We start from the raw sequence: 18,933 nt of genomic DNA, 5'->3' as shown, positions 1-18,933 counted from the left end.
GTTTTCTAACTTCGGCTATTTAACAAACGTTGTTTAATACCGCGTTAGTGGCTGTTTGGGAGTGGCTGAATTAACAGAAGCGATCGATAACCCGAACTTCCGACTTGTTCTGCAGCGCTTGCCATTCAGTTTTCAGGGTTTCCAGGACCTGTCCAATGAAGTCTTTGTCCGCTGCAGCTTTCTTGCCGACATAACCCTGGCCGCGACGGTACATCTTCAGTCGGGCCGCCAGGTCTTGCTGGCTTTCGTCGAACTCTTGTTCATGGGCGTGGGGCGACAGGCAGTCGATGTGCACCTGACCTGACTTGGCTATCCACAGAATATGGCTGTCCAGGCTGTCTTTCTGCTTAGCAAAGAGGTGAGCCAGTTCATCAATAGTGGGTTGGTTGTTCAGATTCATTTTATAAGCCCCTTGACCATTTATCGATCTGTCTAGTTGAGTCGTTAATTCATGCTGCTACATCGGTAAGTTGGACCCTGATACCGGAAACAGGGCGACAGAGGGTGTCTGTCGGATACAGATAAGGCCCAGAGCCTGATGCGTGTAGTTGCATTGATTAACTGCTACGCGATGCGCGTCACAACGAGGAGAAGCAGCGTAAACCTGGATGAAGCTGCCGATATTCCCGCCATCGGCCACAAGCATCTTGAAGAGTTTTCGCCAGCTTCCCGTCCTTGTACTGGACGATTTTGCCAGGTCAGTTTCATCAATCTGCCTTGTGGGCAGTACACATCCGGGTCACAGCTCGGCGGTCAGACGAGCTTGCTCATAACACCTTTGCTTGTGTCCCCCGATCGGGGAGACGTCTGCATCATGCAAGGGTGAAAACCTGCCGTCAACGGTTTTGTAGTGAAAATTTTCAGGCACTACATATTGTCTGACAAAACCTTCGGCGCTATCAGTTGAACGCCCGTTGCCGGGCAATCACGGGTAGAATCGGCGCCTTGAAACAGCTCCTTGAGGTTGCAGCGGTGGATTTACAGCAGGGCTTCGTCCTGACCCGGCACTGGCGTGATACGCCGGCAGGCACGCAAGTCGAATTCTGGCTGGCCACCGATCAGGGGCCGCGGCAGATCCGTTTGCCGCTGCAGACGTCCGTGGCGTTTGTTCCGGCCGAACAGCGCGAACACGCGACCCGGTTGCTCGCCGATGACCCGGATGCCGAACTTCGCCCCCTGGAACTCTGCGACTTCCAGCACCGCCCGGTGCTGGGCCTCTATTGCCCGCAACACAATCAATTGATTCGCCTGGACAAGACCCTGCGCCGCGCCGGTGTCGAGGTGCTCGAAGGCGATGTGCGGCCGCCGGAACGCTACTTGATGGAGCGCTTCATCACCGCGCCGGTGTGGTTTGGCGGCCAGGCGGATGAACACGGTCTGTTGCTCGAAGGGCAGATGAAGCCGGCGCCAGAGTACCGGCCAAGCCTGAAGCTGGTGTCTCTGGACATTGAAACCAGCGAGCGCGGCGAGTTGTATTCCATTGCCTTGGAAGGCTGTGGCCAGCGCCAGGTGTACATGCTCGGGCGTGCCCGGGAAGACGATACGCCCGTGGATTTCGACCTGGAATTCTGCACCTCCCGCGAGCAGTTGCTGGAGCGCCTCAACCAGTGGATGGCGCGCCACGACCCCGACGCCATCATTGGCTGGAACCTGGTGCAGTTCGATTTGCGCGTGCTCCACGAACACGCCCGGCGCTTGGCGGTGCCGCTGTTGCTGGGGCGGGGCGGTGAGGAGATGCAGTGGCGCGAACACGGCAGCCGCACGCACTTTTTTGCCGCGGCGGCGGGGCGCTTGATCATCGACGGCATCGAGGCCTTGCGCTCGGCGACCTGGAGCTTTCCGTCCTTCAGCCTGGAAAACGTCGCCCAGACCCTGCTCGGCGAGGGCAAGGCGATCGACAACCCTTACCAGCGCATGGACGAAATCAACCGCATGTTCGCCGAGGACAAGCCGGCCCTGGCCCGCTACAACCTCAAGGACTGCGAACTGGTGACACGGATCTTCGCCAAGACCCAATTGCTGACCTTCCTCCTGGAGCGGGCCACGGTCACCGGCCTGCCTGCCGATCGCAATGGCGGTTCAGTGGCGGCCTTCACCCACCTGTACATGCCGCTGATGCACCGCCTGGGTTTTGTCGCGCCGAACCTCGGTGAGCTGCCGCCCCAGGCCAGCCCGGGCGGTTTTGTCATGGACTCGCGCCCGGGGCTCTATGAGTCGGTGCTGGTGCTGGACTACAAGAGCCTGTACCCCTCGATCATCCGCAGTTTCCTCATCGACCCGGTGGGGCTGGTGGAAGGCTTGCGCCACCCGGCGGACAACGACTCGGTGCCGGGCTTTCGCGGTGCACGTTTCTCGCGTCTGCGGCATTGCCTGCCGGCCATCGTCAGCCGGGTGGCCGAAGGGCGCGAGCAGGCCAAGCGCGACGGCAACCAGCCGCTGTCCCAGGCCCTGAAAATCATCATGAACGCCTTCTACGGGGTGCTGGGTTCCAGCGGCTGCCGCTTCTTCGATCCACGCCTGGCCTCGTCCATCACCTTGCGCGGCCACGAAATCATGGGCCGTACCCGGCAGTTGATCGAAGCCCAGGGGCACCAGGTGATTTACGGCGACACCGACTCCACCTTTGTCTGGCTGGGTGGCCTGCACAGCGAAGAGGATGCGAGTCGCATCGGCCGTGCCCTGGTGGAGCAGGTCAACCTGTGGTGGCGTGAGCACCTGCGGGATGAATACGGCCTGGAGAGCGCCCTGGAGCTGCAGTTCGAAACCCACTACAGCCGCTTTTTGATGCCGACCATTCGCGGCGCCGAGGAAGGCAGCAAGAAGCGTTACGCCGGGCTGGTGGCCCGCCCCGACGGCAGCCATGAAATGGTCTACAAAGGCCTGGAAACCGTGCGCACCGACTGGTCGCCCCTGGCTCGGCAGTTCCAGCAGGAGCTGTACCAGCGGATCTTCCATCGCCAGCCCTATCAGGACTACGTGCGCGACTATGTGCACCGCACCTTGAGCGGTGAGTTCGATGAGCGCCTGATTTACCGCAAGCGCCTGCGCCGCCCCCTGGACGACTACGAACGCAATGTACCGCCCCATGTGCGTGCCGCGCGGCTGGCCGACGAGTACAACCAGCGCCACGGTCGGCCCCGGCAATACCAGAACGGTGGCTGGATCAACTACGTGATCACCCTGGCCGGCCCCGAGCCTCTGGAAGTGCGCAGCGCTGCCATCGACTACGACCACTACGTGACCCGGCAATTGCAGCCGGTGGCCGATGCCATCCTGCCGTTTGTGCAGGACGACTTCAGCACCTTGATTGGCGGCCAGATGGGCTTGTTCTAGGGCGCCAGCGGTACGTCGACTTCAGGGGGCCGCGCCCCCCCCGAGCCTCAATCCACCACGAACAGACGTGCCCCGACCTCGGTGAACGAGCGGTGCGGCTCGGCGTTGTCTGCCACCTGGTAACTCATGCCGGGCTTGAGCACGAATTGCCGGCCGTCTTCCAGTTCGGTGTGCAATTCGCCTTCCAGGCACAGCAGGATATGCCCCTTGGAGCACCAGTGATCGGCCAGGTAGCCCGCGCTGTACTCCACCATGCGCACGCGAATGCCGGCGAAGTTCTGGGTCCGCCAGTAGGCAGTGCCGGTGATGCCGCTGTGCTCGGTGGCTTCGATCTGCGACCAGTCGGTGGTGCCAAAGGGGATGCCGGTAATGTCCATGAAAACTCGCAACGTCAGGGGAGGGGGATGGGGCGCGGCTCAGTCATCCACCGCTTCGCAAAGGCCTTTGGCGCCGTGCTTGCCGGTGTAGGTGACTTTGACCGAATCGTCGTCGGCGACGCTGATGGACAGGGTGATGTCATTGCCCTTGGCCTCGAAGCGATGCTCGTCCAGCGACCGGGTCTTGGCTTCCTGGCCATTGATCAGCACCGGGCCGCCCGGGTCCGCGCTGACCGCGATATTGCCCGGGCAGTCGACGTTGAACAATGGGATATCGGCGGCCTGGGCGATGCCGCACAGGGGCAGGAGGACGAGCAGAGACAGGAGGGCTTTCATCGGTGTGTTCCTTGTGCGGGCAGGGGGTGCCTTGCGCCGGCCCGTGCCAGCGCTGTCCACAGCTTAGTTCGCGTTTGGGCGCCGCGACCGGTCTTCAAGGCCTGCGGTGTGGCGCGGCTTCAATCGCCGCCGCCACCCCCGCACCCGCCGCCGCCACAGCCGCTGCTATCGCCACCGCTGTCGCTGCTGCCGGAGTCGCCGTCGGCCCGGAAACTGTCGCTGTCGAAGCTTGCGCCGCCGTCGGAACTGTCGCTGTACAACTCGCTGCCGCAATGCACCACGGTGCTGCCGGTGTGGCTATCGCCGATCTGGCGTGGCACCTGGCAGTCGGCGACGTAGAAGAAACCCTTGGCGATTTTCAGCTTGGCGTCCAGGGCGAACAGCAGGGGCAGGCGGCTGGGATTGGCCGGGTTGATGTTCTCTTCATGGCAGGCGTGCCACCAGACCCGGCGCAGGCCGATGTCACTCTGCTTCTTGGCGTTCTGCCCGAGCACGGCGGCCGGGGTGTGGTGAAGGAACTGGCCGAAGGCCTTGCGGCAGAATTCGTCGTAGTCCCGAGTGTGCAGGATGAACTCGTGCCACAGGTCGTCCACCACCTGGGAGGGCATCGACACATAGCGTTGCCCGCTTTTCAGGTACGCGAGGAAGAACTGCCGCAGCCCCTGGGCCACCAGTTGGCAGTCCTTGAGGTTCAAGTGCGGGTGCTGGGCCCGCAGCGGTTCGAACAGCCGGGGCGGCAGGACGAATTCGCGGATATGGGCTTCGCGACGCAGGGCGGTGAGGGCGCGCAGGCGGCGCCAGAGAATGACCGCAAGGGCCAGGCCCAGTACTCCGGGAACGATGAACAGCATGAGACGGCCCTGTCTGAGAAAAAAGTGCGTCGAGACAGTGGCTCAAGCGTGAGCAATATTCAAGCGTCAGGTGGGGCCGACCACCGGATCTGTCCGCACGGAAAGGGCGGAAAAAAATCCTGCAGAGTCGTTTGACGCTTCTATCCTGTGAGCATTAACAGCGCGGCAGGAGCGGCGCTGGGCAAGGATTCCACACCACAAGGACGTTTCAGCATGAACCTCAAGCCAACCCCCATCACCTGGGCGATTGCCCTTGCCGGTCTGTCATGCCTGGGCACTGCCCAGGCCGATCAGGGCAGCGATACCGTGGCCCGCCTCAACCAGCTGTACAACGACACGCGCCAGGACTGTGGGGGGCCGTCGAAGCCGGCGTTCCTCTGTTCCGGGGTGCTGTTCCGCGCCACCTGGCCTTCGACCGATTACCAGTTTTACAGCGTCAGCCCGAAAAGCCAGGCCAGTGGCGGGGTGTCTGCCTCTTACCTGCGCAAGGATTCGAAGTTCCGCAAGCTGGCGTACGGGCTACAGAGCGGCTTTATCTTCGACACCATTTTCGGCAACCCCAAAGACCATCAGGATTATGCGGTGCTGTGCTCGTTCCCCATCGATGCCGCCACCGACGATCGCCAGCAACAAGGCTGTACCGACTCCCGGCGCACCCCGGGCAGTGTGGAAAAATACTGCCACGAGATCGGTGTGACCACGGCCGAGCAGTGGGGCGCCAACTATCGGCAGAACGGCGGTGACCATTCGCGCCAGTGTTCCTTTGACGTGCGGGACGAACGCAACAGCGCAGCGGGGCCGGCGTTCTACCAGAGCATCCGCTCCATGGCGCAGATTTCTGCCGAGTCCTTCACCACCCAGAACGAACTGCGCCTGGCCAAATGGGAAGAGAATCCGCCGAAATCGCCCTCGATCCTTGCCTTGTTCTACGCCGAGGACCCTGGCCTGGAAGGGGCCCGCCTGAACCAGATCCAGTGGTACAAGGCGGTGCAGCAATACTTGCCGGTGATCAATATGAAGTTGCCGCAGACGCCGCAGCAGGACGCCAGTTTTGCCTACGACAGCAAGAAGCAGGTGATCTACCCCATCACCGAAAAGAACAGCTGCGAGCGCTACGTGCAGAGTGCGACCTGGGTCGACCGGCATGACCCGGGCTTTGGGCGCAATGTCATGACCCTGGAAGTGACGCCCACTGACTGTGGGCGCAACATCAAGGACAACCAGACCAACAACTTCTTCAATGAATTGGCGGTCGACCATTACCTGGATGCCCAATGGAAGAACAACCCGGACAACCGCGACAGCACCGTGGGCAGCATGCGCCGGCAGTTGGTCTGCCACTTCAACATTGCCCGCAACAAGCCCCAGTGGAACCTTGAACCGTCGCGGCCTTACACCTCCAACGAAGACTCCATCGCCAAAGGCTGCAACAACATCTAGGCCTTGAGACGGCTATCGCCGGCAAGCCGGCTCCTACAACAGCGCACGCCACACCCCGCGGCTACCTGCAGGAGCTGGCTTGCCAGCGATAAGCCCCCGCCTCAATTGCGATCAATATCCACGTTCTTGGTCTCACGCAGACAGATCATCCCGACGATCAGGCTGACCCCGGTGATCACCACCGGGTACCACAGGCCGTAGAAAATATCCCCGGTGTACACCACCAAGGCAAAGGACACTGTCGGCAGGAAACCGCCAAACCAGCCGTTGCCGATGTGGTAGGGCAGGGACATCGAGGTGTAGCGGATGCGCGTCGGAAACAGCTCCACCATCAACGCTGCCAGTGGCCCGTAGCACATGGCGGCAATCAGGATCAGGGCGACGATCAGGACCACCACCATGGTTTTGTTGACGTTCTGCGCGTCCGCCGATTGCGGGTAGCCCGCCAGGGTCACGGCGCCACGCAGGGCGGCTTCGTCGAAGCCATCGAGTTGCACATCGCCCACGGTCACCTGCACCGCGCTGCCGGCGGGTGCGGCCTGGCTGCTGTAGGGCAGGCCTTGTTTCACCAGGAAGGTCTTGACCTTGTCGCAGGGGCTGTCGAAACGCGCCTTGCCCACCGGGTCGAACTGGAAGGTGCAGGTGGCCGGGTCGGCGATCACGGTAATCGGGGCCTGGCGGCTGGCCTGGTCGATGGCCGGGTTGGCGTAGTGGGCCAGGGCCTTGAAGATCGGGAAGTACAGCAGCGTCGCCAGCAGCAGACCGAGCATCAGCACCGGCTTGCGCCCGACCTTGTCCGAGAGCCAGCCGAACAGAATGAACAGCGGCGCGCCGATCACCACGCTGATGATCAGCAGGCTGTTGGCCAGGGCCGGGTCCATCTTGAGGAACTGGGTGAGGAAGAACAGCACATAGAACTGCGCCGCGTAGAAGGTCACCGCTTGCCCGGCGTTGATGCTGAACAGGGCGATCAGCACCACCTTGAGGTTTTCCCATTTGCCGAAGGACTCGCGGATCGGCGCCTTGCTGGTCTTGCCTTCCTCTTTCATTTTCAGGAAGGCCGGTGACTCGTGCAGGCTCATGCGGATCCAGGTGGAAATACCCAGCAGGACGATGGACAGCAGGAACGGCAGGCGCCAGCCCCAGACGTCGAACTGATCGCCGGTGAAGTAGCGGCACGCCAGCACCACCAGCAGCGAGAGCAGCAGCCCCAGTGTGGCGGTGGACTGGATCCAGCTGGTGTGAAAGCCGCGCTTGCCCATGGGCGCGTGTTCCGCCACGTAGGTGGCGGCGCCGCCGTATTCACCGCCCAGGGCCAGGCCCTGGAGCATGCGCAGCACCACCAGGATGATCGGTGCGGCGATGCCGATGCTGGCGTAGTTGGGCAACAGGCCCACGGCAAACGTGGCCAGGCCCATCAGCACGATGGTCACCAGGAAGGTGTACTTGCGCCCGATCATGTCCCCCAGGCGGCCGAACACCAGGGCGCCGAAGGGGCGCACCACAAAACCGGCAGCGAAGGCCATCAAGGCGAAGATAAAGGCCGTGGTGTCGTTGACCCCGGCGAAGAACTGCTTGCTGATCACCGCCGCAAGGGCGCCGTAGAGGAAAAAGTCATACCACTCGAACACCGTCCCGAGGGACGAGGCGAAGATGACTTTCTGACTGTCCTTGCCGGCGGTGCCGGCCAGTGACGGGTTCAGGGGCTGGGCGTGTTCTGACATAGGGGGCTTCCTTACAGTGATTATTGTTGTTGTTCCACTGCCGACACCGTCACCGGCGCCGTTGTTGCATATCCACCGCTCACGCGGGATGAATCCTCGTTTTCGTCCTCTTTGGGTGCGGGCTTGCCAGTGATGGCGCTCTCATGGCCGCCATCGCCGGCAAGCCGGCTCCTACAAAAAACCGCGCCAGCAAGGAGGCTCACACCGTGGCTGCCGGCTCCTTGCTCTGCACCGTGCTCCTGGGTTCGCTGGCCAGGATCATCTGGGCGGCTTTCTCGGCGATCATCAGGGTCGGCGAGCAGGTGTTGCCAGAGGTGATGCGCGGCATGATCGAGGCGTCGGCGACGCGCAGCCCCGGAATGCCGTGGACCCGCAGTTGGGCATCCACCACGGCCTCGGCGTCTTGCCCCATGCGGCACGTGCCCACCGGATGGAAAATGGTAGTCCCGATACGCGCCGCTGCCTCATGCAGTTGTTCTTCGCTGCGCAATTCGTCGCCGGGCAGGTACTCCTTGGGCTTGAAACGTTGCAGGGCCGGTGCGGCAACAATGCGTCGGGTCAGGCGGATGGCGTCGGCAGCGACCCGCAGGTCCTCGGGGTGGCTCAGGTAGTTGGGCTGGATCAGCGGCGGCGCGGTCGGCTCCAGGGAGCGGATGTCCACCCGGCCGCGGCTCTGCGGGCGCAGGTCGCAGACCGACGCAGTAAACGCCGGGAAGCTGTGCAACGGCTCGCCGAAGCGCTCCAGGGACAGGGGTTGCACGTGGTATTCGAGGTTGGCCGAGGTCTGTTCCGGGCCGGACCGGGCGAATGCCCCCAACTGGCTGGGGGCCATGGACAGCGGGCCGCTGCGGTCATACAGGTAGCGCAGGCCCATGCCCATCTTGCCCCACAGGCTGCCGGCGATCTGGTTCAGGGTGCGGGCATTTTCCAGTTGGTAGATCAGGCGCAATTGCAGGTGGTCCTGAAGGTTGCCGCCGACCCCCGGCAACTCATGGGCCACGCCGATGCCCAGACGATTGAGCAAGGGCGCGGGGCCGATGCCGGAGCGTTGGAGAATGCCGGGCGAGCCGACCGAACCGGCGCAGAGGATGATTTCCCGCCGTGCCTTGAAGCTCTGCTGGCGGCCTTGATGCAGGGCGTTGACCGCACTGGCGCGGCCGTCTTCCAGCAGCACTCGTTGCACCTCGACGTCGGTCAACACGGTGAGGTTGGCGCGCTCGCGGATCGGCTTGAGAAAGGCCTTGGCGGCGTTCCAGCGCACGCCGCTTTTCTGGTTGACCTGGAAGTAGCCGCAGCCCTCGTTGTCGCCGCCGTTGAAGTCATCGATCTGGGCGATGCCGCTCTGTTCGGCGGCGTTGCGGAAGGCGTCGAGAATGGGCCAGGACAGGCGCTGGCGTTCCACCCGCCATTCCCCGGCGGCGCCGTGCAGGGGGCTGGCACCGGCAAAGTGATTTTCGCTTTTCTTGAACAGCGGCAATACGTCTTGCCAGCTCCAACCCGGGTTGCCCTGGTCGGCCCAGCCGTCATAGTCGCCGGCCTGGCCGCGCATGTAGATCATGCCGTTAATGGAGGAGCAGCCGCCCAGCACCTTGCCCCGCGGGTAGCTCAGGCTGCGCCCTTGCAGGCCGGGTTCGGCTTCGGTCTTGAAGCACCAGTCGGTCCTGGGGTTGCCGATGCAGAACAGGTAGCCGACGGGAATGTGGATCCAGGGGTAGTTGTCGCGGCCACCGGCTTCCAGCAGCAGCACCCGGTGTGCGGGGTTGGCGGACAGCCGATTGGCCAGCAGGCAGCCAGCGGGGCCGGCGCCCACCACGATGTAGTCGTAGGGTTCCAGGACAGGGAGCATCCATGACCTCCTCATTGTTGTTCTTGTTGCGGTTCATCCTAGTTGTTAGCTTTCGTTAAAAAAATGTTAGTTTTTACGCAGCAGCTGTGCGTTTTTAAACAGCGCTCGATTTCCCCCAGGACGGCTCCTCTGGTGCTTTCCCCCTGGCAAAAGGAACAGGCATGTTCGACTGGAACGATGTGCGGTTTTTTCTCGAGTTGCAGCGCAGCGGCCGCCTGCTCACTGCGGCGCAGCGGCTCAAGACCACCCACACCACGGTGGCCCGGCACATCGAAGCCATCGAAAAGAGCCTGGGCACCGCGCTGTTTGTCCAGCACGCCCAGGGCTATGAGTTGACCCCGGCCGGCGAGGCGTTGCTCAAGCACGCCGAGGCCATGGAAAACGTCGCCTTGCTGGCCCAGGAAGAAATCACCCAGTCCAGTGCCCCCCTGGGCAAGATCCGCGTGGGGGTCACCGAGGGGCTGGGGGTGAGGTTTCTCGCCGCGCGTTTTCACGGCCTGTTCCAGCGTTACCCGGGGCTGGAGGTGGAACTGGTGGCGGTACCGCGCTTTGTCAGCATCCTCAACCGCGAGGCGGAAATCAGCATCCACCTGGAACGCCCGGCGGCGGACATGCTGGTGACGCGCAAACTCTCCGACTACTCCCTGGCGCTCTACGCCAGCCCGGCCTATCTGGATCGCGCGCCGCCCTTGCACAGCCGCGAGGACCTGGGGCGGCATCACTGGATCGGCTACGTCGATGACCTGCTGTTCAGCCCGGAGCTGATGTTCCTCAACAGCTTCTGCCGCAACCCCCAGGTGGTGTTTCGCAGCACCAGCGTGATTGCCCAGCAAGAGGCGGCGCGCTCCGGCCTAGGCATCGCCGTGCTGCCGTGCTACATGGCGGCCGATGACCCCGGGCTGGTGCCCTTGCTGCCGACTGAAAGTATCCAGCGCGCCTACTGGATCAGTACCCGTCGCGAGCTGCACAAGTCGGTGCGCTTGCGCGTGGTGTGGGATTACCTGGTGGCCCTCTGCGAGGCGGAGCAAGCCCTGTTGCTGGGGGCCCGGCCCCCGGCAGTGGAAGACTCAAACGCCGCTGGATAGACGGCGCCAGAGCCTGTTTAATGGCGCCCCTGATGTTTCCCGGCTGTTGCTAAAAGGACTGGCTTGGCCCCATGAAAAAACGCACCCCCATCCTCTGGTCCCTGGCCGCCGTGTTCCTGGCTTATCAGGCCTACTACGGCTTTTACTACGGCAAAGAGTATGAAGAAAAACGCTACAGCCCCAATCACGCCTTCTACTACCAGAAGTACCGGCTGTTCAGCCTACGGGCCCTGATCCCGGAGATGGGCACGCCCGGCAATGGCGATGGCTCGCGGTACTCCATCGGCGGCTACCTGCGGGTATTCAAGGCCGACGGCACCCTGCAAGGCGAAAGCTATGACCGCTGCATTTCGGTAATGGAAATCACCTGGGCTGACGATGCGGTGATTGGCTTCGCCTGCACCGATCACTTGATTCCATTGTCCGGCAAGTCCGGTTAGGGCAGGAATGGTGAGCCAGGAACAGCACATCCAGAAGCGTGCATTGCAGCTGCCCGACGACGCTCTGGGCGCCTTCTGCCTGTTGGCGGCCGAGCGTTTGCAACCCATCTACCAGCGGTTTGCCGGGGCGTTCGCCCTCCCTCAGGGGCCCTTGCCGGCGCTGCTTGAACAGCTGTTCCAGCACCTGGCCGCCGGCACGCCGGTGACGCAAGCGGTATTCAGCGCCCGGGCCGAAGCCCTGATTCCGGACACCGAAGACTTCTCCGACGTCCGGGCCGACCAGGCCCAGTGCGCGGCCATCTGTACCGCCTACTGTGTGGATTTTCTCGCCACGGGTGACCGGAACTGGGCGGGCCATGCCTTGGACAAGGTGCTTGAGGCCCTGGACATTTACGGCTACGAAGGCGGCCCGGCGGACGCAGCCCTGGCCCGGGAACTGGCCTGGCAGCTGGCCCTGCTGCAACGCCTCGAACACCCCCCCTTGTTGGCCGACCTGCGTGCCGAAAACGCCCGCTACGTATTGCCCAGCGTGCCGGAACCCGGCGCCTGACGATGCTCGACGCTGTAGACAAGGAGCGAGCCTGTATTCAGAACCTTGCCTGTCAAAAAAAGGCTGACCCATGACTGACCTCCATCCATTGTCGGTGTCTTTTCCGGATCTGCTGCGCGGGTTGCTGGACGGTACGTTGCCGGAGCATGCCGGCTGGGCAGGGCTGGCGGATTTTTCCCCGCAGACGCTGGTGCGCCGGGGGTATGAGCTGGCCGGGGATCCGCAAGATGTTCACCTGTATGAACAGTCGGTGTCGCTGGCCTGTCGGCGGCGCTCACTGCCCCTGCTGTGCAAGCTGTACTACAACGGCAGCGAGCCCATGGGGGTGGGGTTTTGCGTGGGCAAAGGCTTGCGCCTGAATACCCTGCTGAAGCAGTACCAAGCCCTCAGGGGCCTGGATGATCTGGCTCGGGGGCCCTTGGAGTTGTTCTTTTTCGACGAAGAGCGCCGGGATGGCGCAGTGATTCTCGAAGGGACCACCGTGGTGCGCTTTGACCAGGGTTGCAGCCGCAGTGCCTACCGGGTCGTCACCCTGGAGCGGGACCCTCCCGCGTCGTGCGGCCTGCCGGTCATCGCGACCGCCACGGTGAGGCACACCATGCACCACTACCCATTGCTCCAAGGCGCCGAAAGCCCTGGGCAACGGCCTGTGAACCGTGGCTTGACCCGTTTGCTCAAGGGCCGCCTGACTTGATCAGGCGGCCCGTGTCTGGAGGAAAAAAAACCGTGAACGAGCAGCAACTGGATGAGATAGCGGCGCGCTGTGAACGGGCCGCTCCCGGGCCTTGGTTGTCTTATGTGGAAGGGCGGGATCATGAGTCCGGCTCGAACTTTATCTGCACCGCTGGGCTCAACGGCGAAGACCTGGAGCTGTCAGGCGCGAGTGTGGCCGATCAGGACTTCATTGCCCACGCCCGTCAGGACCTTCCGGCCCTGATCGCCGAAGTGCGGCGGCTGCGCCGTTTGCTGGGCCAATGATTGCCAGGCAAATTCTTCCTTGGTCAGGGGGCCGGCTATGGCAGGCGGCAGTGGGTGTTCAATCAATCTGCAAATCGAAATGGGTGCTGGCCAGGCGTTGTCCGTTGACCAGCAGGTGCACCTGGTGGCGGCCCGGGTAGTGACGGCGGGTGGTCATGGTCTGGATCCTTTGGCTGCGGCCTAGGTGTTTGCGTTCGCCGGCGGCGAGGTCGAAGGTTTTCCATTTGAAGACCTTGGACGCGGCGACGCCCGAGGCCTTGATGTAGTCGATGGCGTAGTCCACTACCAGGCGTTGGCCCGCGGCCAAGGTGGAGTCCAGCGTGACCGCCAGTTGCAAGGACTCCCCCAGGCGCAGCCGCCCCGGGGCGACGTTGAAGTCGCTGACGCTGACCTCGGCCCGGGCGCCGGCGCCAATCAGGGCCAGGGCCCGGGGCTGGCCCTGTTTGATCAGGCTGCGCAGGGCGTGGCGGGCGATCCAGGCGCGGTGGGGCGCTTGCAGGTCCCAGCCTTCCAGGCGATCGAGCACCCACTCGGGGTGGTCCTTGGTGATGTCGTTGAGGTGGTTGGCCACCGACTTGCGCACGTACAGGCTGGGGTCGTTGTTCAACTGTTCGAGGATCGGTGCCGCCAGTTGCGGGTCGGCCTGCAAGCGCTCCAGGCGGAACGACCAGGGCAGGCGTGGACGGCAGCCTTCACTGGCCAGGCGACGTACGTGCGGGTCCGGGTCTTGGGCCCAGTCGAGCATGTGCTCCAGGGTCGCCTGCTGATGGCTGCGCAGGAACGGCCGCACGGCGAACTCCGAGGAACCAAATGCGGTGAAGAATTTCAGCGCGGCCATGGAGCGCTCGAAATCCTCAGCGCCGTGGCTGGCCACGTAGTGCGGCAGAAAGATGCACACGAAACGGTTATTCAGCCGCGGCGCCAGGGCATAAAGCCGTTGCAGGTTGTCGGCGTAGCCTTGCGGTAACACCGCGTGCAGGCTGTCGCTGACCCGTGCCAGGCGTTGCATCAGCGACAGTTCGGCCAGGCCCTGGGTAGCGTGCCGGAGAAAGCCCGGGTGATCGAAGGCCGGGTACACCTGGTGCATTTCATCAGCGATATGCACCAGGCGTTCGAGGTTGAAGATGTCCTTGAGGGCGGCATTTTCAGAGGGCATGGCGGCGTCCGTTGAGGGGCAGGGGCGCCTACTGTAAAGCAGGCGCCCGACAGAAACGGTCAGTAGCGCCGAGGGGGCGGCGCCGGTCTGGCCCTGGTGTCAGCGCATCGGCGGCAGGGGGGTCTCGATCTGTTCATCCTGATGGTCGGCCTCGAACAGCCGGGCCAGTTCGGCCCGGGCTTCCTGGGCGGTCTGCAGGACCTTGGCGGCATCGTCGTACACCGCGTGCTGGGCTTTGAGCAATTGTTGGTCGTGGGAGGTGAAGCGCTGGATCCGCGAGTCGGCCTGGGCCTGGGTCAAGCCCAGGCCGAGCAGGGTGCGGCGGCTCATTTCCAGGCTGGAATAGAAGGTTTCGCGGATCGCCTCGGCGCCCAGGTCCACCAGGCGGTGCACGTGCTGGCGGTTACGCGCCCGGGCGATGATTTTCATGTGCGGGTACAGCCGGCGCACCACTTCGGCGGTCTTGATATTGGTTTCCGGGTCGTCGGTGGCGATGACGAAAAACTCTGCCTGGCCGACCTTGGCCGCGCTGAGGATTTCCGGGCGCATGGGGTCGCCGTAGAACACCGGCATGCCGCCGAAACTGCGGGTCAGCTCGATGGTTTCCACCGAGGTGTCGAGGGCCACGAAGGGGATTTTCTGGGCCCGCAGGATCCGCGCCACAATCTGCCCCATACGGCCCATGCCGGCGATCACCACCCGCGGTGCATCGGTGTCGATGTCGCGGTATTCGGCGGGCATCTCCACAGGCTTGGCCGGGGCGCGCAGCAGGCGTGCGCAGGCCAGCAGCAACAGCGGCGTGAGGGCCATGGACAGAGTGATGGTCAGCACCAGCAGGTCATACAGCCGGGGTTCGAACAGGCCCTGGTCGCGGCCGATCTTGAACACCACAAAGGCGAATTCACCACCGGCCGCCAGCACCACCCCCAGGCGCACTGCACTGACCCGGCCGAGGCCGCCGGCCAGGCGCCCGACCACGTACAGCAGCGGCAGCTTGAGGGCAATCAGCAACAGGGTCAGGCCCAGCACCGTGATCGGCGCGCTGAACAGCAGGCTGATATTGGCACCCATGCCGACGCTGATAAAAAACAGGCCCAGCAGCAGGCCCTTGAAGGGCTCGATCTGTGCTTCCAGCTCGTGGCGGTATTCGGAGTCTGCCAGCAGCAGGCCGGCGAGGAAGGCCCCGAGGGCCATGGACACGCCCACCGAATCCATCAGCCAGGCCGTGCCGATCACCACCAGCAGGGCGGTGGCGGTGGAGACTTCCGGCAGGCGGGTGCGGGCGACGATGCGAAACACCGGGCGCAGCAGGTAGCGGCCACCGACCACCACCACGGCGATGCTGCCCAGCACTTGCAGGCCGTGGCGCAGGTCTTCGGCACCGCTGGTGTTGTGGGCCGCCCCGGCCAGCACTGGGACCATGGCGATCAAGGGGATGGCGGCAATGTCCTGGAACAGCAGGATGGCAAAGGCCAGGCGCCCGTGGGGGCTGGTCAGTTCCTTGCGTTCGGCCAGGCTTTGCAGGCCGAAGGCGGTGGATGACAAGGCCAGGCCCAGGCCCAGGACAATCGCACTGTTGAGCGGCTGGCCAAACAGCCACAGCGCAACCGCGCCGATGGTCACCCCGGTCAGCAGCACCTGGGCCAGGCCCACGCCGAACACCGCCTTGCGCATCACCCACAGGCGTCGAGGCGACAGCTCCAGGCCGATGATGAACAGCAGCAGGACCACCCCCAGCTCGGAAATATGGCTGACGCTCTGCGGGTTGCCGATCAGCCCCAGCACTGCCGGGCCGATGATCACCCCGGCAAACAGGTAGCCCAGCACGGCCCCCAACTGCAGGCGCTTGGCCAGGGGCACGGTGAGCACCGCAGCGCAGAGAAACACGACGGCGGCTTGTAGCAGGTTGCCTTCATGGGGCATGGGGGAACTCCTGACGCGGTGAAGCGGGTAAAAAAGAAGCGCAGTTTACCGAGGTCGTTGGGGTCGCTGCTTGTATTCAGGTGTCGTGTGACGGTTTTTCAGAACAGGTCGCTGACGATGTCCAGGTCGGCGAAACGGTAGCGGACGCGGCTGGCCCGATACAGGGCGTAGTTGAGGCGATTGTTGTGCCCGCTTTGGCCGTCCTGGAAGTGCGCTTCGACAATACGCTCGAGCTGCCACAGTTGCTGGTCGTCGAGGGGCTGTTCCTGGCTGATGCCGCCGGGGCTGAGCACTGAGATTCGGCCGCTTTCAGCAGGTTGCGAAAGCGGTTCCATTCATAGAACAGCACGCCCTGGGTCTGGTGGTAATTGAGGAAGGGCAGATTGTGCAGGAGGATGAAATGGCTGTTGTCTTCCCGGGCACCGGCCAGGCCGTTCTGCGCCAGCTTCTGGCGAATGCTGGGGTGGTTCAGGTGCTGCTTGAGGATCAGCAGCTGCTTGGCGTAGCCCCTGTGGAAGTCGTCGCGGAACATCAGTTGATACTGCTCGGACAGGTACGTGGGCTGGTCGCGCAGGCGGTATTTGACCTGGATGAAGTAGTACTGGTCGTGGGCCTGGTCGTGGAGCACCAGGTCCACATCGTAGCCTTTGACCTGGGCGTGATTGCCCGCCTTGAGCTCGCCATACACCTTGTAGCGCTCGCTCTCCAGGGCCCGGATGTAGTTGACGATGTAGTCGCGTTCGAAGTTGTTGCCCAGGGTGTTGCCGAAATCCTCTTTGCTGCCGGGGTTCTTTTGCGTGATCAGCAAGTGGCCGACGACTTTCTTCAAACCGTACTTGAGGTTCAGCGCGCCCCGCAGGTAGAAGCCGTCCTGGACCTGGATAAAGTTCTGCGGGCTGTTGAATGGCGGTGCTTCGGCGCTGCTCAGGGCCGAGGCCATCAGGCTCAGGGTGGCCGGGCTGACCTGGTGGGCAAACTCGCTGTAATGGGTTCGTTGCTGGCCGCACAGGGCGCGTATTTGCAGGTGCCCGGCGATGTACACGATGTCTCGCAGGTACTGGTACAACGGGCTGTTTTTAAGCTCGCCCTGGATGTACTGGGCATGGATGGACAGGCACTTATCCAGCAACAGGTCGACCAGGAAGGTGCTTTGTGGCGGCGGCAGATGACCGAGCTGCACCAGTGTTTGCTGCAGGGTTTGCAATTGCCGCTGGTCGGCGCTGTTGGAGTGGTACTCCGAGACTTCCGACAGCCAGTAACTTTTCAGCTCGCGCTCCAGCAGGGGCGAGAACCGCAGCACCAGGTGGCCGTTGCGAAAATGCCCGAGCATCAACCCCTGGGCCATCAGAAACAGGCTCTCACTCAGGTAATAGGCCAGCCACAACCTGGAGTGCTGCAGGATCGAAAAATTATAGGAGGAGGGCAGCCGCAGGTTCTCGGTGATGCGGTTGCAGGTGTAGCCCAGTTTGGCCCAGAGATGACTTTCACGGTGTTCTAGCCATCGGTCCGTGAAGTGCTCGGGGGCGTCCCGAGGGGGCGCGGGCAAGTCGATGTCGAAGTAGTTGCCCAGGGTGGCGAGCCAGCGCGGTACGTCGTCCAGGCTGGGCGGTTGCGGGTCGGCCGCCAACTGCTGGTCAAGGTCGACCTTGAGGCTGTCGATCTCGGCCCGCAGTCGCTGACCCAGCAGGCGGATGATGTGCCCCTGGTTGAGGGCCCGGCGCAGCAGCGGTGTGCGCGCCATCAGCCGTATCCCCCAGGACGGCGGTTTGAGTCCGTCCAGGTACTGGGTGTTGTGCAGCGGGTCGTGCAGAAAGTCCAACAGGTCCTTGGCGACCGGGCCGTAAAGCATGGCGCGTTCCTTGAGGCGAGCGCGGCCGGTTATGGCGTGCTGATGAATTGGCCGTTCCAGTGCGGGTCCAGGCGGCGGATGCGTTCGTCCAGGGGCGGGTGGGTGTCGAGCCAGCGGCCGAATCGGCTGCGCACGCCCTGGCAGAAATACATATGGCTGTACTGCGCTGCGCTGAAGGCGCTGAGTTTCGAGCCGGTCGGGCAGCCGCCGACTTTCTTCAGGGCATCGGTGATGCCCAGGGGCGAGCGGGTGAACTGCACCGCCGAGGCGTCGGCCAGGAATTCGCGCTGGCGGTTGATGGCGGCCTTGATCAGGTGGCCGAACAGGCTGCCGATGGAGCCCACGGTCAGCAACGCCAGGCCGACCACGGCGAAGACGATTTGCCAGATAAAACGATCGCGGTCGCTGGACAGGTGTTGGCGCTCGGCTTCGCGCAACACGAACACCCCGGCCAGGCTGAACACCAGCAGCCCATGGATCACCGACAGCAGCCGGGTGTTGAGGCGCATGTCACCGTTATGGATGTGGCTGAACTCGTGGGCAATCAGGCCTTGCAGCTCGTCGCGGTTGAGCCGGGTGATGGCGCCGCGGGTCACCCCGAGCACCGCGTGCTCGGGGTCCAGGCCGGCGGCGAAGGCGTTGATCCCGGCGTCTGGCAGTACATAGACCGCAGGCACGTGGCTGCCGGAGGCCAGGGCCATTTCCTCGACGATGTTCAGCAGTCGGCGTTCGGGGTTGTCCCGGGGCGAAGGGCTGATCAGGCGCCCGCCGAGTTGCTCGGCGATCACCTTGCCACCGGCCCGAAGTTGCCAGCGTTTGTACCAACTGCCCAGCAGCACCACGCTGAGAATCAGCAGGGCCACCACGCCGACGATCCGCCAATCGAGGACCTTGGGCTTGTGGTATTCCTGCATCAGTTCGCGCAGCAGCAGGCCCATGCCCAGGCTGGTCAGGGCGATCAGGCAGGTCACGGCCAGGGCCATCAGCAGCAGTAACTTGAGGGTGTGGCGCCGGGCGCGGGCCTGGTGCTGGAAAAATTTCATGC

At 63.5% G+C, this 18,933-nt stretch carries 17 protein-coding genes; 7 read left to right on the top strand and 10 right to left on the bottom strand.

What is annotated here, in order from left to right; translation table 11 throughout:
- Positions 1-70 precede the first annotated feature (70 nt).
- Positions 71-400: a hypothetical protein gene (locus M1B35_RS13565; protein ID WP_123331854.1), complete on the bottom strand. Its 330-nt coding sequence runs from the start codon at positions 398-400 to the stop codon at positions 71-73.
- Positions 401-972: 572 nt separating this feature from the next.
- Here M1B35_RS13565 and M1B35_RS13560 point away from each other — a divergent pair.
- Positions 973-3,333, top strand: a complete 2,361-nt coding sequence (locus M1B35_RS13560) for a DNA polymerase II (RefSeq protein ID WP_268262186.1) — start codon at positions 973-975, stop codon at positions 3,331-3,333.
- A gap of 47 nt (positions 3,334-3,380) precedes the next feature.
- Here M1B35_RS13560 and M1B35_RS13555 read toward each other — a convergent pair whose 3' ends face one another.
- The 3 genes from M1B35_RS13555 to M1B35_RS13545 form a co-directional block, all read right to left on the bottom strand.
- Entirely contained in the window at positions 3,381-3,710 is a 330-nt protein-coding gene (locus M1B35_RS13555; protein WP_123331858.1) for a DHCW motif cupin fold protein, read from the bottom strand.
- Between the two features lie 39 nt (positions 3,711-3,749).
- The gene (locus tag M1B35_RS13550; RefSeq protein ID WP_268262183.1) at positions 3,750-4,046 is read right to left on the bottom strand and encodes a hypothetical protein; all 297 of its coding nucleotides are present in this window, start codon (positions 4,044-4,046) and stop codon (positions 3,750-3,752) included.
- A gap of 119 nt (positions 4,047-4,165) precedes the next feature.
- Positions 4,166-4,897: a glycine-rich domain-containing protein gene (locus M1B35_RS13545; RefSeq protein WP_268262182.1), complete on the bottom strand. Its 732-nt coding sequence runs from the start codon at positions 4,895-4,897 to the stop codon at positions 4,166-4,168.
- Between the two features lie 213 nt (positions 4,898-5,110).
- On the opposite strand from M1B35_RS13545, the gene M1B35_RS13540 reads away from it, so the two are divergent.
- On the top strand, positions 5,111-6,337 hold the full coding sequence (locus M1B35_RS13540; protein WP_268262181.1) for a DUF2599 domain-containing protein: 1,227 nt from the start codon (positions 5,111-5,113) through the stop codon (positions 6,335-6,337).
- A 101-nt stretch (positions 6,338-6,438) separates the two neighbouring features.
- Here the strand turns inward: M1B35_RS13540 and M1B35_RS13535 are convergent, their stop codons facing one another.
- Both M1B35_RS13535 and M1B35_RS13530 read right to left on the bottom strand, forming a co-directional pair.
- Entirely contained in the window at positions 6,439-8,061 is a 1,623-nt protein-coding gene (locus M1B35_RS13535; RefSeq protein ID WP_268262180.1) for an MFS transporter, read from the bottom strand.
- 199 nt (positions 8,062-8,260) lie between these two features.
- Positions 8,261-9,907: a GMC family oxidoreductase gene (locus M1B35_RS13530; RefSeq protein ID WP_123331867.1), complete on the bottom strand. Its 1,647-nt coding sequence runs from the start codon at positions 9,905-9,907 to the stop codon at positions 8,261-8,263.
- 161 nt (positions 9,908-10,068) lie between these two features.
- Here M1B35_RS13530 and M1B35_RS13525 point away from each other — a divergent pair, with 161 nt between their 5' ends.
- The 5 genes from M1B35_RS13525 (at position 10,069) to M1B35_RS13505 (ending at position 12,960) form a co-directional block, all read left to right on the top strand.
- Positions 10,069-10,992, top strand: a complete 924-nt coding sequence (locus M1B35_RS13525) for a LysR family transcriptional regulator (RefSeq protein ID WP_123331869.1) — start codon at positions 10,069-10,071, stop codon at positions 10,990-10,992.
- A 71-nt stretch (positions 10,993-11,063) separates the two neighbouring features.
- On the top strand, positions 11,064-11,432 hold the full coding sequence (locus M1B35_RS13520; RefSeq protein ID WP_268262179.1) for a hypothetical protein: 369 nt from the start codon (positions 11,064-11,066) through the stop codon (positions 11,430-11,432).
- Between the two features lie 10 nt (positions 11,433-11,442).
- The gene (locus M1B35_RS13515) at positions 11,443-11,982 is read left to right on the top strand and encodes a hypothetical protein (protein ID WP_268262178.1); all 540 of its coding nucleotides are present in this window, start codon (positions 11,443-11,445) and stop codon (positions 11,980-11,982) included.
- A gap of 70 nt (positions 11,983-12,052) precedes the next feature.
- Positions 12,053-12,676, top strand: coding sequence for a hypothetical protein (locus M1B35_RS13510; protein ID WP_268262177.1), 624 nt, complete (start codon positions 12,053-12,055; stop codon positions 12,674-12,676).
- Positions 12,677-12,708: 32 nt separating this feature from the next.
- Positions 12,709-12,960 carry a hypothetical protein gene (locus M1B35_RS13505; RefSeq protein WP_268262176.1) on the top strand — a complete coding sequence of 84 codons (252 nt, stop codon included), beginning with the start codon at positions 12,709-12,711 and terminating at the stop codon, positions 12,958-12,960.
- 58 nt (positions 12,961-13,018) lie between these two features.
- On the opposite strand, the gene M1B35_RS13500 is transcribed toward M1B35_RS13505, so the two are convergent.
- The 4 genes from M1B35_RS13500 to M1B35_RS13485 all read right to left on the bottom strand — a co-directional run bounded on the left by M1B35_RS13500 (position 13,019) and on the right by M1B35_RS13485 (position 18,931).
- Positions 13,019-14,116, bottom strand: a complete 1,098-nt coding sequence (locus M1B35_RS13500; RefSeq protein ID WP_268262175.1) for a DNA alkylation repair protein — start codon at positions 14,114-14,116, stop codon at positions 13,019-13,021.
- Positions 14,117-14,215: 99 nt separating this feature from the next.
- Positions 14,216-16,039 carry a monovalent cation:proton antiporter-2 (CPA2) family protein gene (locus M1B35_RS13495; protein WP_268262174.1) on the bottom strand — a complete coding sequence of 608 codons (1,824 nt, stop codon included), beginning with the start codon at positions 16,037-16,039 and terminating at the stop codon, positions 14,216-14,218.
- A gap of 76 nt (positions 16,040-16,115) precedes the next feature.
- Entirely contained in the window at positions 16,116-17,888 is a 1,773-nt protein-coding gene (locus tag M1B35_RS13490) for a hypothetical protein (protein WP_268262173.1), read from the bottom strand.
- Positions 17,889-17,917: 29 nt separating this feature from the next.
- Entirely contained in the window at positions 17,918-18,931 is a 1,014-nt protein-coding gene (locus M1B35_RS13485) for a M48 family metallopeptidase (RefSeq protein ID WP_268262172.1), read from the bottom strand.
- Positions 18,932-18,933: the final 2 nt, after the last annotated feature.

Origin of the sequence: Pseudomonas morbosilactucae (assembly GCF_023241665.1) — a bacterium.
Classification (GTDB): domain Bacteria; phylum Pseudomonadota; class Gammaproteobacteria; order Pseudomonadales; family Pseudomonadaceae; genus Aquipseudomonas; species Aquipseudomonas morbosilactucae.
This window is presented reverse-complemented; position numbering and strand designations above follow the sequence as displayed.